This is a genomic window from Gardnerella swidsinskii, from assembly GCF_003397705.1.
GTDB lineage: Bacteria > Actinomycetota > Actinomycetes > Actinomycetales > Bifidobacteriaceae > Bifidobacterium > Bifidobacterium swidsinskii.
Genome location: NZ_QJVB01000002.1, coordinates 114504 through 129683, shown reverse-complemented (window position 1 = coordinate 129683; position 15180 = coordinate 114504). Strand labels below are relative to the sequence as shown.

Here is a 15180-nt window from a genome sequence, read left to right as displayed (position 1 = left end):
TAGATATCGTATAGAGTACAACGCGTTTGTTTGTTATGCGCGCAGTGTTTTGGTGAATTTATTTGAAGGGAAATGCTTTGGAAGGTGCGTTAGGGGATAACATCTTTTTTCTTATAGTTGAGTATGTTGCTATGGGATGTTGTGGCATGGTTGGCGGCATGTGGGCTATTCGTAAGAATTATGATGTTTTTGCGATTATTACTACGTCTTGGATAACTGCATTGGGTGGCGGTATTGTTCGTGATGTGTTGCTTGGAGCATTGCCGCCTGTTGGTATTGCTGATCGTGGTTTTGTTATTACAGGTTTGCTTTCTGGTGTTATTGTGGCTGTTGCTCACCCTGAGATTGATAAATGGCGTTGGCTTATGCTTACGCTTGATGCTTTGGCATTGGGTTTGTTTGCGGTGAATGGCACAGCAAAAGGCTTGGATTTCCACATGTCTGGTATGGCTTCAGTATTTTTAGGAATGGCAACTGCTTTAGGAGGCGGTTTGATTCGCGACATGATTTTGAACCAAGTTCCTGTTATTGTGCGGGATAAGCATTGGTACGCTTTCCCTGCTTCAGTGGGATGTGTACTAACCGTTTTTGTTGTAAAAGCAAGGCATGCAGGTTATTTTGGTTTAACTGTTGAAATATTGCTTGATGTCCTTATTGTTGCTCTTGTTGTTGCAATGCGTTTGTTGTCTGTGAAACTAGATTTAACTTTATTTGGAGCAATGAACCGCACGGAACCTATTAAGGTTAGACGTCCTCGTATTCGTCGTATTAATAATCGTCGTCATCGTTAATATTGGGTAAGCGGCAAAAAAGTGTGTCTAAAAACCCGAGTTTTCGTTGAAATACCAAGGGAAGCTCGCTGTCATTAAGCTAAAAAGCTTAACATTTAGTATTACTTGACATTGAAAACAAATAGAGGTATAAGGCGTGCGATGTGCTTAATACATGCCTAGATTAAGTAGTAAACGCTGCCCAATATGCTCTCATTCAATGAAGAGAAATGGTAGAACACGTAAAGGTGCTATCCGTTGGAGATGTACTGCATGTGGAATGTCTTTTACAAGGAAACGTGAAGATATTACGCATGTAGCACAATTTGATAAATTCATTCATTGGATTATGGGAAACCAGACTCAATGTGAAGCCTGTCCTAGTGGTTCTGATAGAACATGGCGATATCGGATTGAATGGTATTGGAATGTTAAACCAGAATTACCCGAGACAGGCGAAATTTATGACTATGTTCAAATCGATGGAACATACCTTCCATACGGGTGGTGTTTATTAACCGCGGCAAGCAAGGGTAAAGTTATTGCTTTGCAATGGTGTAACAAAGAAAATTATTGATGACCAGCAATCAATTGGGTCTTCGGGTTTCGATACAAGCTTTGACTTATGTAGGGCAGATTACTACCCAGATATATCAATTAGAAAAGGAACACTACACTAACGACACGCCTGAATAAACACGTTTACAGACACACTTTTGCCGCTTACCTGATTATGACGGCGTTTCTATCAATCAAGTATTATATTATCGCCTTGTGAGCATAACAACGTGAATCACTCACCACATGTTTGGCCAACATGCTGTTTACTGGAATACGCTTACTCACTAATTGATAAGGCCAATATTAGAGAGGTCATCTTATGATGAAGAAAGTTAGTTCATTGTTAATAGCTGCAGCATCATTACTTGGAAGTATGGTGTTTGCAACTCCATCTTTTGCAGTTCAATCAACATCACAATATGGGAATTTTAAGTCTGAAATGAGAGGATTGCGTTCTCCAGATGGTCGACGTTCAATTGTTCCAGTATCTGGACAAGGATTGAATGTGCATACGCTAGCTGGTGATACTATCGTAGTAAAGAATAATATAGCTACTTGGAGAGATGCAACAAATCATACTATAGCAACTATCAATTTAACAGTTCATGACGGGCAGCATGTTGATTTTGGTTATAGCAAAGTTCTTCATAGGATTGCTCCTACTGTTTCCTTAGAGACAGCTTTAGAACGTGGTGGAAAGAAACATCATTGTATTCCTAAATGGATTGGTGTGGGATGGAATGTTTTATGGGATGCAACAGTTTGTACTCCATTATCACTTGGTATTTCTGGATTGGCGTCACCAATTGCTGGTGTTTCGGCTGATATAGCTTGTAGCGCTGCAGGTGGCACTTTGACAGCAGCATTGGGGTGTTAATATGGATGATGCAACTATTTCGAAGAAGCATGCCACAACAGGGCATCGGTCATGGCTTGCTTCGTTTGCTACCATTTGGCTGACGAGTGTTGTTTTCTCGTGCATCAATCATTTACCTTGGTATGCCAATGCTATTTCAGGGGTAATCTTGCTGATCGCAGCGTTTGTATGCCATGCATTGTTGCAGCATCACCATGTGAAGCCGATGGATTACGTGGTGTTTGCTGCTGCCGTGGCAGTTATACTCGTAGTGGTACTCGTATTGGCGTATATCGTCTAAATTACGTTGCCGATAGAGTGATATAAATAATCCCCAGCACCGATTGGTACTGGGGATTTTCCTTACATGCTGTGTTATGCAGTTACCTGCACAAACTTCACAGAGCGTTAATCGCTACAGCAAGACCAGACTTGCGGTTTGCAGCCTGATTCTTATGAATCACGCCACGACCTGCAGCCTTGTCAAGCTTCTTAGCGGCTACTGCGAAAGCGGCCTGCGCTGCAGCCTTATCACCAGCGGTGATGGCTTCACGAGTAGCACGAATAGCAGTCTTCAAAGCAGACTTTACTGCTACGTTACGCTTATGTGCTTTCTCGTTAGTGAGAACACGCTTTTTCTGCGACTTAATGTTTGCCACTGTTACTCCAAACGACGTTTGCTATATAAGGACATACAAATGATAAGTGTATCATGCTTATTAGATAAATATAGTAGTTTATATAATTAATTTGTTATTGTTGGTTTAATTAAAAACTTATTGAATATGCTATTTAATAAATAACTTTCGTATTTTGCACTTTACGCTAAGGTAGTAGATTTGCTAATATTGATTAGTTATAGTGCTTGATTTATGTTTGCATGTTTTCATGTATTCGCATTCTTAAAAGGAGATATTTGCCTTGATTACACCGCATAACCAGCCAGGATTTACGGATCAATCGTTGATACGCAATTTCTGCATTATTGCGCATATCGATCACGGCAAGTCTACTGTAGCTGACCGCATTTTACAACTTTCAGGAATCGTGCCAGAGCGTGAAATGCGAGACCGTTTCTTGGATCGCATGGATATTGAGCAAGAGCGCGGTATTACTATTAAATCTCAGGCTGTTCGAGTGCCGTGGACTTTTGAAGGCAAAGAGTATTCGCTTGGCATGATTGATACTCCTGGTCACGTCGATTTTACTTACGAGGTTTCACGCGCGCTGGCAGCATGCGAAGGTGCGGTGCTGCTTGTTGACGCAACTCAGGGCATTGAAGCGCAAACGCTTTCTAATCTTTATATGGCAATCGACCACAATTTGACGATTATTCCTGTGCTTAACAAAATCGACTTGCCAAGCGCAGAGCCAGACAAGCATGCTGAAGAAATAGCTGGATTAATTGGTTGCAAGCCGGAGGACGTGTTGCGCGTTTCTGGTAAAACCGGCGAAGGTGTTAAAGACTTACTTGATCAAATTGTGCTGGAAGTTCCAGCCCCAAGCGGAAATCCTGATTCTCCTGCTCGCGCGCTCATTTTTGATTCAGTATATGATTCGTATCGCGGAATTGTCACCTATATTCGTATGGTTGATGGCGAACTTAAGTCGCGCGAAAAATTGCATATGATGGGAATCGGCATGACGCACGATCCTATTGAAATCGGCGTTATTAGCCCAGATATGACTCCAACAAAGGCGCTTGGAGCTGGGGAAGTAGGTTACGTAATTACAGGCGCAAAAGACGTGAGTCAATCTAAAGTCGGCGACACTATTACTAGCGCCGTAAATCCTGCATCTGAGCCTTTGGATGGCTACCGCGACCCTAAACCTATGGTTTACGCAGGTCTTTTCCCAATTGATAACGCTCAATTCCCAGATCTTCGAGATGCTCTCGACAAGCTAAAACTTAATGATGCAGCTCTTATTTACGAGCCAGAAACGTCTGTTGCGTTGGGCTTTGGTTTCCGTTGTGGATTCTTAGGTCTTCTACACATGGAGATTGTTTCAGAGCGCTTAAGCCGCGAGTTTGGCTTGGATCTTATTTCCACTGCTCCTAACGTAACTTATGACGTCACTAGCGAAGATGGTAAAGAACATCACGTAACAAATCCTAGCGAGTTTCCAGAAGGCAAGATTAAGCACATTATTGAGCCAATGGTTGCTGCAGATATTATCACTCCGAAAGAGTTTATTGGTGCTGTAATGGATTTGTGCCAAGATCATCGCGGAGAAATGGGCACAATGGAATATATTAGTGCCGACCGCGTGGAAATGCATTACAGGATTCCTCTTGCAGAAATCGTTTTTGACTTCTTCGATCAGCTTAAAAGTCGCACAAAAGGCTACGCTTCTCTCGACTACCACGAGGATGGCGAGCAAGCTGCCGACCTTGTGAAAGTTGATATTCTTATTCAGGGAGATAAGGTTGACGCTTTTAGCGCAATTGTGCACCGCGATAAGGCTTATTCTTACGGCGTTATGATGACTAAGAAGCTTCGCGGTCTTATTCCTCGCCAGCAGTTTGAGATTCCAATTCAGGCGGCAATCGGCTCTAGAATTATTGCTCGCGAGACTATTAGCGCTCTTCGAAAAGATGTGCTCGCTAAATGCTATGGCGGCGATATTACGCGTAAACGTAAGCTTCTCGAAAAGCAAAAGGCTGGTAAGAAGCGCATGAAGATGCTCGGCCATGTTGAAGTTCCTCAAGAAGCATTTGTTGCTGCATTAGCTACAGACGAGAGTGCGAACGATCGCGATACTAAAGATAAGATTCGTGCAGCACAAAAGTCCGAGGGATGAGTTTAGAGTTGGATGCTGAATTAAATAAATCAGCTATGCAAACTAAAAGTATGCCTTTTGAAGTGTACGTGCATGTGCCGTTTTGTTTGCGTCGCTGTGGTTATTGCGATTTTAATACGTATACTGCGCGTGATTTAGGGGAGGGAGCAAGTCGCGAAGGTTATGCTGATGTTGCGATTCGTGAAATGCAACTTGTAAAAAAATGGCAGGAGTATCACGGAATTTTCGAGCCTAAAGCGCAATCTGTTTTCTTCGGCGGCGGCACTCCAACAGTTCTTAAAGCGCAAGATTTAGTGCAAATTTTGCAAGAAATACGTAACTTGTGGGGATTGAAAGCTGGAGCGGAAATAACTACTGAAGCAAATCCGGATACTGCAGATGAAAAGTATATTGAAACGCTTGCAGAAGGTGGATTTACTCGAATATCTTTTGGAATGCAATCGGCTGTTCCGCATGTTCTTAAAACTCTTGACCGCACGCATACTCCAGAAAATGTGACTCGTGGTGTAAAAGCAGCAAATTCATTCGGTTTGCGCTCAAGCGTTGACTTGATTTATGGAGCTCCAGGGGAGAGCTTGGATGATTGGCGAGAGTCGGTAGAAATGGCTTTGAGTCTGGGGGTTAATCATATTTCTGCATACGCGCTAACGGTAGAGCCGTGCACGAAAATGGGTCGTCAAATCGCTAAAGGAATTATTACATCTCCAGACGATGACGATGAAGCTCAAAAATACGAGTTGGCAGACGAACTTTTTAACTCTGCTGGATTAAAATGGTACGAGATTTCTAATTGGGCGCGTCTGGGTTTTGAATCTCAACATAATCTTGGCTACTGGCGAAATATTGATTGGGCTGGAATTGGTCCTGGAGCACATTCGCATTACAATGCTGCCAATCGTATTAGTAAACAAAGCATGGATGATAGTGCTTCTTTAACTAATCCAAACGAGTTTTATAACCTTCGCTCATGGGATATTTTGCACCCAAAACGATGGGCGCATGCTATAAATCTTGGAAATGTGCCGTGGCAAAACTACGAGTGTATAAATGCTGAAGATGCGCTTATTGAAGAAGTAATGCTTGGGCTTCGCATTAAAGAAGGTCTTAATATTTTGCAATTGTGCGAAAAGATGCGCGAAACTAATAAGGTGTTCGATGATTCGCATTTGCAAAAAGTGTTACGCGAAGTGTGTAAGGAAGATTTGGCAGTGTTGCAAGAAAATCGCATTATCGCAACACGCAAAGGTAGGCTGCTCAACGATTTATTAATAGAAAGAATTGTCGACGCGTGTGAAGAAGGCCTTACCGTGCTAAAATAGTGCGTATTGTGTCATAAATGCTTGATATACGAAAATTCAATGTAGAAAGGAACAATCATGGCAAACCGCAAAGAGCGTCGCGCGAAGGAAAGGCAGAGCCGCAAGGGGATTCCTTCTCAATATGATGAAACAAAAGGTCGCGCTCGCGGAGGCATGATTGACGAATACAATTTACAAGAACGCTCTAGAAGACTTCAAGAGAGTGGAACTGGTCCTTGGAAGCCAACTTCTAACGTGACAGCTGAGGAGGAGAGACTGGCTCGCAATGTTAAGCGATCTCAGGTTGGCGATGATACTTGGAATGTTGTTCGTAAAGTTGTCGGAGTGTTTTCCTGGGCTGTGATTTTGCTTTCCGCGCTTGCTTTCTTGGTGATTATGTGGCTTCCTAGCCAGCCTATTGTGCTTGTTGTGGTAGTTTCTGTTTTGTTTGCGTTAGGCGTGTTTGGCTTGTTCTTTAGCTTTAGTAATTCTAGGCAGAATCCGCGCCTTGACGAGCACGGCACTGCGATTTAGATGTACTTATAAAATAAGAATGTTTTTTAATGATTAAGGTGGGCACTTGCTAATAACAACGTGCTCGCCTTAATTATTTGTGTGTTACAATTTGTGCATTGTGTATTCTCTGCTTTTTGTATGTTGCACTTTCTACCTGTTATGTCTATTGCGATTACGTACTTTTTAGCGAGTGCTCTTTCAAGAAGGATTTTGCTACTACGCAATCGGATGTTTCAAATAATAATCTCGCATTGACTTCTTGGAAATTATTTCCTCGCTGCCTTGATTTGCAGATATGCCGATTCTCGCGCGAATCCACGGATCTTCTTTATGCGTTCTTTCGCTGAGCTGATTTCCTGTAAGATTTCCAAGTTTTGCGCACACTTCCTCTATAATCTTGACCTGCTCATATTCTAAAGTTGCACATCTTTCTGGAAGAGAAATCAGTAGTTCTTCTTTGCGAATTGTGAATCTTCCTCGATGCCTGTTAAATAATTCCAATGAAACTGGGCCGTTTGTCCAAGCTTCAAAATCTTCCGGAAATAGTGACAATCCAGTTGTAGCTAAGCTGTGCGCTTGAGAATAATACACAAGCTTCTGCAGCTTCATAGTTGTCATTGGTCCCATAATTTCCAATATTTTTGCCGCTACATTAATAATGCCCATCACGCACCTCCTTTTTCTTTGCAACAAATTAATAGCGATTTTATGAATGGAAAAAGTGAGCGTCAATTCGATTAAAGAAATGTGGACAACTTTTATTATGCGTAGTTTTTGCTTGCGTCTAGTTTTTGGCTTGCGTTAATTTTGTGAATCTATAAGCGCGTAGCCATGTCTTACAAGCACAGATTTAAGTTGCGTAAGATAAGCGAGTGAAGCTCTTGAAAGCTTCGTGCGCTCGTTGGTAATCCAGCCAACAAGCATAGTGTCATCACATTCAAGCGGAATAGTGACAATTTTTTCATTGTTTAAATCGCCGTTATCTATTCCAGTGCAAACAGTGTAACCATTCAACCCAATAATAAAGTTTAAAATAGTAGCGCGGTCAGAAACGTTGATCTTTTTCGGTGGGCGAGTAGGCCAAACCGCTTCTTCTGCGAAGAAGAAACTTCCTTCTTCTCCCTGTTCGTATTGAATAAACGGATACGGTTTCAAATCTTCCAAGCTCAAGCTTTTTCGCACTGCAAGCGGATTATTTCTAGAAAGAAAAACATGCAATTTTGCTCGGAAAAGCGGGTGGAATTCCAAATGTTTTTCACGAAGCAGCTTGCCGATTACATCCTTGTTGTAGTCAGAAAGATAAAGAATTCCAAGGTCTGCGCGCATATCGCTTACTTGCTTAATGATATTTTTTGTGCGCGTCTCGCGAATTGAAAACTCGTATTCGTTAGAATGAATACTGCGAATCATATCGACGAATGCTTCAACAGCAAACATGTAGTGTTGTGTTGCAACGCTGCATAATTGTGGGCGAGGTTTAGTACTTTTGTAGCGTTCTTCAAGAAGATCCGCCTGCTCAATTACTTGTCGAGCGTACGTCAAAAACTCAGCTCCATCAGCTGTTAATGCAATTCCTTGAGTGGATCTAGTGAAAATTTCAATGTTAAGTTCTCTTTCAAGCTCTTTTACAGAAGAGCTCAATGCTGGTTGTGAAATATATAGTGCTCGTGCTGCTTCATTCATTGAACCGCAGTCAACGATTTTTACAATATACTTCAGTTGTAGCAAAGTCATACGAGCTTCTTTCGTGAGCTAAAAGTTACGATAATCATCAAAAATCACATAAATGAGCCGCTAACGAATCTAGCAAAAGGTATAGGCATAACCTAATTTTTAGTTGTCATAACCATAGTTCCACATAACCATAGTTTTATATATGATTTTAGTAGTATAAGCTAAATATTTAAGCAATTATTAAAGATTTACTCCTACTGAAGCTAAATCCTTACGCGCTTGCTCTGCAGTTGTAAAAACAAATCCATGCATGCCAACTCTATGAGCTCCATCAATATTTGCTGGCTTATCGTCGAAGAAAACAGTTGTTTGCGGTTTTAATCCAAATCTACTTATAGCAAGTTCAAAAATTTCCGGTTCTGGCTTATGCAAATGCTCAACACCGGAAATAATAGTTCCTTGCAAAAGAGTAGAAAGTTCTGGGAATTTGCGTAACGCAAGTGGGAAAGTTTCTTTAGACCAATTTGTTAAGCCCCATACGCCGTATCCAGCTTTACGTAAATCATGCAATAAATCAACCATTCCAGGCATCATTCGTGTCAAAACTTGGTCATAATGAGCGCAATACCAACGGAAAGCCTCAGCAAGTTCGCTTCCAAAGCGACGTTCGTATTCAGGCATAAGATCTTTCAAAAGCTCGCCGCCATCCATGCGGTCCTCAAATTCATAGAACCCGGCTAAATCGTTCTTTCCAAAGCTTCCATTAGGGCAAATAGTATCAACTAAATTCGGGAACTGCTTTTGCAAACAGTTTCGGCAATTCCATTCGAGTAGAACTTTGCAATAGTCAAACATGACGTCATGAATCTCAATATTTTGTACGTTAGTCATTTATTTCTACTCCTTCTATTTTGTTTCATACGTTATTTTACATTCGCGTATTTTGTTTCATGCGTTAATTTTGCACACTGCTGATATTATTCCGCGCGCTACTTTATATTAATAAGAATCCCAAGAACATGCGGTAATGCATTTATAATGTCGCTTGCCACAATTGGATGTTCCAAAGTTAAAGCACGCTTTGATTTCACTATGTCTTGCACTAGTTGAGTGTAATTGTTTCCTCCGCTACTGCGTGACGCAAATACTGCGCAAACTCCATGAATCACAGCTGCGCTCGCTGCAATAAGTGCGTAATTTTTGTTGTTCGAGTTGTCGTTGTTGTCGTTTTCGTTATCTTTTTCGTGCTGAGCCAGCAATGCTCCTAGAATTCCTGCTAGCACATCTCCTGAGCCTGCAGTTGCTAGCCAAGATGGAGCGTATTGTGCAATATAAATAGGAGAGTGCAATTTTGATGGTGAAGCAACTGCTGTTGTTGCGCCTTTAAGAAGCACAGTTGCTCCAGTAAGATTTGCTGCTTTTTGAGCGTAGTGTGTTGGGTTGCTGGCTATTTGTTGTGCGCTTACTTCTAAATCGTATCTAGTGAAAAGCGAGCTTAATTCTCCTGCATGAGGTGTGAGAACCACTTTTTCGCAAACTTGTTTTGGTAGTAAGTCTAATGCTCCAGCATCTACGCATATTGGCGGAAGATTGTTATTCAATTGCGTTTCAGCATTGTTGGTTCTGTTGTAGGTTCCGTTGGAGTATTGTGCAAGTATGCTAGCAATGTATTTTCTTTGAGATAAAGCCGTTTCGTCGTTGCAATGGCTTTCGTCTGGTATGCCGCATCCAACTGTTATTGCGTCGATTTTTCCGTTTAATTGTTCGTATGCTACTACTTCAGGTGATGCTTGCAATACTAAATTTTGTGCACGAAGAGGACCTGAATAACGAACCATTCCAATATTTGCATGTATTGCAGCGCTTGTGCTTAACACTGCTGCTCCGGGATAGTCGTTTGAACCGGTAATTACGCCTAAAACGCCTCTTGAATATTTATTATCGCTTGCATGAGGCGTGCGCAATGATGTGGAAGCAAGATGAATATCTACTGATATTTCATTATTTGCAGAGTTTTTATCGTCAGTGTGCGAACTGTCAGGTTTTGCAATGTAATTCATACCATCTGTATTGCCAAACATAGTATTAAGTGTAATCGTCGTTAAGCACATGCAGAGTTGGATAAACATGTGTATTACTGTCTAAACTTATGTATTGTTACAATTTGTAAACATTTTGAAAATATTTGTAATTTTTTTGTTATTCTGCGTGTCGTGAATATTATGGCGTGTCGCTACTAGTTTTGCGTAAAAAATAAACAAAAATGCCTGATTAATAAATTTGTCCAAATGTTATAATCACATTTATTTTTTCGTTGGTATATTAACGTTTTTTAATGCAAGATAAAGCAGAAAGCAGCATGGTCTTTTTTGAAATTTTGCATTATAGCAGATGAAAAATTCACGAAACGCATTTTTGCAAAAATAATTATATTTTTTCACATTTTTTATTGACCGTCACGCATATTTTTCTTATGCTATAAGCGTTATTGCGAATGATTATTTTTTTCATGAATAGCTTTCATGAGTACCTCTCACAATCAACCCATGCAATAACAGTTAAAGATTCCCGAAAGGAACGAGTGTGAAAACTTCACGAATTTTCGCAACTGCAGCTGCGGTTGCATTATTAGCAACTTCTATGGGTGCTTGCGGCTCTGCAAAAAATGCCGAAAATAAGGCGAAGGGCAATCAAGTAAATGTAGTGGCAACTACAACTCAAATTTGCGATTACGTAACTCAAATCGCTTCAACTGCTGACGCAAAATCTGGATTGAGTCTCAATAAGACTGATTCTCAGGGCAAGAAGTCTGTAATCGGAGCTCCTCAAGACAAAGCAAAGTCAACAATTAATTTGACCTGCTTGCTTGCGCCAAACGCTTCTGCTCATGAGCATGAAATGACTCCAGCTCAATCTAAAGCTCTTTCTAAGGCTGATTTGATGCTCGTTTCTGGTGTAGATCTCGAGCACTTCTTGGATCAAGCTGTGAAAGCTACCGGTTTTAAGGGCACTATGGGTGTAACTTCCGGTATTCTCACTGCTGACGAAATCAAGGATCCAAAGGCTGAAACTGCTAAGGAAAAGGATCTTCCATACAAGGTTGATCGCGGTATCGCTAAGGTGCATGCTGAAAAGTGGCCATTCCCTCCAGAAGAAGGCGAGAAAGAGCCTGAATTCCAGTACGATCCACATATTTGGACCAGCACGAAGAACACGATGATTCAGGTTAAGAATATCGGTTATTTCCTCGGAAAAGCTCTTCCTAAGAGCAAATCTATTTTCGATGAGCATGTTGAAAAGTTCGTTAAGTCTTTGACTGATTTGGATGCTTGGGCAACTAAAGCTTTGAATAGTGTGCCACAAAAGCATCGTGTTCTCTTCACTTCTCACGATGCATTCGGTTACTTCTCTCGTGACTACAATGTGAAGTTCATTGGTGCAGCACTTTCTGATTTCAACAGCCAGCAGGATGCTACTGCAGATCATATTCAGAAAGCTGCAGAAGATGTCAAGAAGTCCGGAGCTGTTGCGATTTTTGCTGAGAATTCTAACAATTCCAAGTCTATTAAAGCTGTTGCTGCAGCAGCAGGAGTAAAGGCTGTTATTGGCGACGACGCACTTTATGGAGACTCGCTTGGACCAGTCGGATCTGCCGGCGAAACTTACATTGGTTCCATTGTTCACAATGTTGAAACATTGGTGAAAGCTTGGAATGGTAAGGTTCCTGAACTTCCAGATTCAGTTAAGACTGCATTGAAGAAGTAACATATAAATAACAGTAAAAATAATAGTATCGTAACAGTAACTTTAATAGCGAAAGTTTAATAGCGAAAGCAAGAAGTTACTGTTACGAATACTTATTAATAAACTGAAAAGACTGGAAATATAGTGAATAAGAGCGTCCTTGCAATGAAAAATTGCGACTTGGCATACGGTTATAAAACTGTAGTGACTGGTATTAATGGCAGTGTGCAAGCCGGGGAAGCTTTGGCTTTAATAGGTCCAAATGGTTCTGGGAAAACAACGTTTTTGCAGGCTATTATTGGTATCGTGCGCGTAAGTCGCGGTGAACTGAAAATACCTAAGGCTTTGTCTATTGGATATGTTCCACAGCAGGTTGATTTGGATTTAACGTTCCCGATTACTGCACGGCAAGTTGTTGCAATGGGCTTAAGTAGACAGACAGGTTTTCTTGGATTGCTTAAAAAAGATCAGAAAAAAGCTGTTGAGGATGCTCTTAATCATGTTGGTTTATTAAATCGCGCAGATGTGCGATTTGGTGACCTTTCTGGCGGTCAGCGCCAGCGTATTCTTCTTGCGCGCGCTATTGTTGCAAAGCCAACGCTTATTTTGCTCGACGAACCTTTTAATGGTCTTGATGAACCAAATCGTCGAGAACTTCTTAATATTATGAAATTAGCAAAGCAAGAAGGTATTGCTTTTGTTGTATCTACGCACGATTTAGTTATTGCAGATGCTATTTGTGAAAAAGCGCTACTTTTAGCTGGTAAGCAGATTGCTTTTGGCGCGCTTAAAGAAGTAATGACTAAAGAAAATATTACTCGCGCATATGGTGGAAGCATGCCAACAGATTCTGCAGGTCTTACTCTTTCGCAAATGTCTGAAGAGGATTCTGATTCTAAAGAAGGCTCTAAAGAAGTTTTTAGCGATGGCTTAAAAATTAGCGAAAGGCAAGATTAATGTTTGCCCAATTCGTTGAGTCATTAAGAGAAGCTCTGGAACCAATTCCCGGTTTTGATTTTATTGCTTCTGCTCCTTATATTTTTCGCCCGTTCTGCTTACTTATAGTTCTGTCTATAGCTAGCGGAATCGTTGGTGTATTTGTGAACTTGAGATGTGCTGAATTTAATGCGGAAGCTATTGTGCATGGCATATTTCCTGGAATTGTTGTAGGCGCTTTATACGGTGGTATAGATCAAATTATTCCTGGTGCTGCAATTTGTTCAGTATTTTTAGTTGCTGCATTAGTGTGGGCTTCTCGTTCAGCTCGCATAAATGAATCGATTATCGCAACTGTTTTAACTACTTTCTTTGCTCTTGGCGTAGTAATTTCACTAAAAAAAGGTGATATGTCAGGTCAGCTCGAGGCATTGATGTTTGGTAGACTGCTTGATGTCACTGATGAGCGAATGACTCAAGCAATGTGGATTTGCTTGTTTGCAATTATTGTGCTTTTGGCAACTTGGAAACAGCAGATTATTGTTGCTTTCGATCGAGCAAGTGCTCCATTAATGGGAGTGCATACTCTTTTTGTAGATATTGTTCTTAACGTTGGCATTGCTGCGGTTGTTGTTTCTGCATCTTCAGCTGTTGGTGTTCTTCTTGTGATCGGGTACCTTATTATTCCAGGAGCTAGTGCTCGTTTAGTGTCTAGAACAGTTGGGCGTATGGTTGCAGTTGGTATCTTTGTTGGTATTGCTGGAGTTGTTCTTGGTATGTACGTTATGAATTTGGAGCTTAATCATCCTATTTCTCCTCAAGCAGCAATTGCATTAAGCATGTGTGCAATGTTCGTAGTTGTGCTTATTGTGCGCTGGCTGTTCCAAGTTATTTCATCTATAGTTTTTGCGCATAAAACTCATACAGGCGGTAGCGATATAAAAGTTTTAGCAAAATCTTATAAAGGTAGGGAATAGATGGTAAGTATTTGGCAAATTATCGCTCTACCTATAGTTGAAGCAATTGTTGTAGGTGCTCTATGCGGTTTCGTTGGCTCTCTTGCGCTTCTTAACCAGCGAATATTCTTTACTGAATCTATTACTCATGCAGCTTTTCCTGGAGCAGTATTAGGTGTAGTTTTAACTTCTGCTTATACAATAGATCAAAATATTTTGTCGCTTGGGCTTTTTGTCGGTGCTGCTGTTGCGTGCGTTGTACTTTCCTTAGTAATGTATGCACTTTCGCATCTTAAGGGCATTTCTTCGCAAGCTGCAGCTGGTATTACTTTAACTGTTGGCTTTGCTAGTGGATACTTTTTAAATAAGTGGTTTGCTCCATTGCCATTGCGTATTGAGGGATTTTTAACTGGATCATTGCTTAATTGCACTCCTGCAGACGTGATTTCAGCATCTGTTGCTTTCTTGCTTGTTTTGGGATTATGGATTTTTAATTCTGCTAATCTTGTGCATTGCTCGTTTGATCCGATTAATTACCGTGCTGCAGGTGGAAGATCAGGTTTTATACAGGGCATGGTTCTTGCTTTGATTATTATTACTGTTTCCGTTATTATTCCAGCAGTTGGTACAGTTGTTTCAGTATCTCTTATTGCTGCTCCTGCTGCAGCATTAAAGGGAAGAATTGCTTCTATAAATAAATTCGTACTTGCATGCGTAATTACTGCTGTTTCAATTGCTTTAATTGGACTAGCTTTAGCTGTAATACTGAAGCTTTCTGCCGGTGGCACTATTGCTATTTGCGCTGGAGCTTTCTTCTTAATAGTCAAAATTGGCGAAAGCATTTTTATAAAAATTAATGATTTTTCATCAAGATTGCATGCAAGGCGAGAAAAAGTAGCCGAAAACGCTATTTAGCGAAAGAGTTTTAAAAGTCGCTCTATTGTCCTAAAATGTCAACGAATTGCGCGTGAAAAATGCGCGCGATTGACGTCGTTTTTGCGCGTTTTGTTGATTGTTTAATCGCGTAAGTTTATCGACGCCACACAAGTCCAGGTCTGCACATTAGT

General features: G+C 40.9%; 15 protein-coding genes and 1 pseudogene. 11 read left to right on the top strand and 5 right to left on the bottom strand.

Annotated features, from left to right (window positions below):
• Positions 1-77 precede the first annotated feature (77 nt).
• The 4 genes and pseudogenes from D0T18_RS02855 to D0T18_RS02840 all read left to right on the top strand — a co-directional run bounded on the left by D0T18_RS02855 (position 78) and on the right by D0T18_RS02840 (position 2488).
• Positions 78-791 carry a trimeric intracellular cation channel family protein gene (locus tag D0T18_RS02855; protein WP_041160500.1) on the top strand — a complete coding sequence of 238 codons (714 nt, stop codon included), beginning with the start codon at positions 78-80 and terminating at the stop codon, positions 789-791.
• A gap of 154 nt (positions 792-945) precedes the next feature.
• A pseudogene (locus tag D0T18_RS02850) lies at positions 946-1341 on the top strand (transposase-like zinc-binding domain-containing protein); the annotation flags it as partial.
• Positions 1342-1650: 309 nt separating this feature from the next.
• Entirely contained in the window at positions 1651-2208 is a 558-nt protein-coding gene (locus tag D0T18_RS02845) for a hypothetical protein (protein WP_012914229.1), read from the top strand.
• A 1-nt stretch (position 2209) separates the two neighbouring features.
• On the top strand, positions 2210-2488 hold the full coding sequence (locus D0T18_RS02840) for a hypothetical protein (protein WP_033888441.1): 279 nt from the start codon (positions 2210-2212) through the stop codon (positions 2486-2488).
• Between the two features lie 97 nt (positions 2489-2585).
• Here D0T18_RS02840 and rpsT read toward each other — a convergent pair whose 3' ends face one another.
• Positions 2586-2846, bottom strand: a complete 261-nt coding sequence (gene rpsT, locus D0T18_RS02835) for a 30S ribosomal protein S20 (protein WP_004106518.1) — start codon at positions 2844-2846, stop codon at positions 2586-2588.
• A gap of 262 nt (positions 2847-3108) precedes the next feature.
• Between rpsT and lepA the strand changes: the two genes are divergently transcribed.
• From lepA to D0T18_RS02820, 3 genes are read left to right on the top strand one after another with little or no spacing between them, the layout of a single operon-like run.
• Complete coding sequence (gene lepA, locus D0T18_RS02830; RefSeq protein WP_116440447.1) at positions 3109-4989, top strand: translation elongation factor 4; 1881 nt, start codon at positions 3109-3111, stop codon at positions 4987-4989.
• The gene (gene hemW / locus D0T18_RS02825; RefSeq protein ID WP_116440446.1) at positions 4986-6308 is read left to right on the top strand and encodes a radical SAM family heme chaperone HemW; all 1323 of its coding nucleotides are present in this window, start codon (positions 4986-4988) and stop codon (positions 6306-6308) included. The genes lepA and hemW overlap by 4 nt, the downstream gene beginning before the upstream one ends.
• Before the next feature lie 57 nt (positions 6309-6365).
• The gene (locus D0T18_RS02820; protein WP_116440445.1) at positions 6366-6821 is read left to right on the top strand and encodes a tripartite tricarboxylate transporter TctB family protein; all 456 of its coding nucleotides are present in this window, start codon (positions 6366-6368) and stop codon (positions 6819-6821) included.
• Positions 6822-7019: 198 nt separating this feature from the next.
• Here D0T18_RS02820 and D0T18_RS02815 read toward each other — a convergent pair whose 3' ends face one another.
• From D0T18_RS02815 to D0T18_RS02800, 4 genes are all read right to left on the bottom strand, one after another.
• The gene (locus D0T18_RS02815; protein ID WP_012914224.1) at positions 7020-7469 is read right to left on the bottom strand and encodes a Panacea domain-containing protein; all 450 of its coding nucleotides are present in this window, start codon (positions 7467-7469) and stop codon (positions 7020-7022) included.
• Between the two features lie 135 nt (positions 7470-7604).
• Positions 7605-8537: a LysR family transcriptional regulator gene (locus D0T18_RS02810; protein WP_116440444.1), complete on the bottom strand. Its 933-nt coding sequence runs from the start codon at positions 8535-8537 to the stop codon at positions 7605-7607.
• 180 nt (positions 8538-8717) lie between these two features.
• The gene (locus D0T18_RS02805; RefSeq protein ID WP_116440443.1) at positions 8718-9368 is read right to left on the bottom strand and encodes an HAD family hydrolase; all 651 of its coding nucleotides are present in this window, start codon (positions 9366-9368) and stop codon (positions 8718-8720) included.
• Between the two features lie 98 nt (positions 9369-9466).
• Positions 9467-10588 (bottom strand): ADP-dependent NAD(P)H-hydrate dehydratase, encoded by a 1122-nt coding sequence (locus tag D0T18_RS02800; RefSeq protein WP_116440442.1) that lies wholly within the window; start codon positions 10586-10588, stop codon positions 9467-9469.
• 472 nt (positions 10589-11060) lie between these two features.
• On the opposite strand from D0T18_RS02800, the gene D0T18_RS02795 reads away from it, so the two are divergent.
• From D0T18_RS02795 to D0T18_RS02780, 4 genes are all read left to right on the top strand, one after another.
• Positions 11061-12242 (top strand): metal ABC transporter substrate-binding protein, encoded by a 1182-nt coding sequence (locus tag D0T18_RS02795; protein ID WP_116440441.1) that lies wholly within the window; start codon positions 11061-11063, stop codon positions 12240-12242.
• 144 nt (positions 12243-12386) lie between these two features.
• Complete coding sequence (locus tag D0T18_RS02790) at positions 12387-13178, top strand: metal ABC transporter ATP-binding protein (RefSeq protein WP_240318285.1); 792 nt, start codon at positions 12387-12389, stop codon at positions 13176-13178.
• The gene (locus D0T18_RS02785) at positions 13178-14134 is read left to right on the top strand and encodes a metal ABC transporter permease (protein ID WP_116440440.1); all 957 of its coding nucleotides are present in this window, start codon (positions 13178-13180) and stop codon (positions 14132-14134) included. The genes D0T18_RS02790 and D0T18_RS02785 overlap by 1 nt, the downstream gene beginning before the upstream one ends.
• Entirely contained in the window at positions 14135-15028 is an 894-nt protein-coding gene (locus D0T18_RS02780; protein WP_004108805.1) for a metal ABC transporter permease, read from the top strand. It begins immediately after the preceding gene.
• Positions 15029-15180 lie beyond the last annotated feature (152 nt).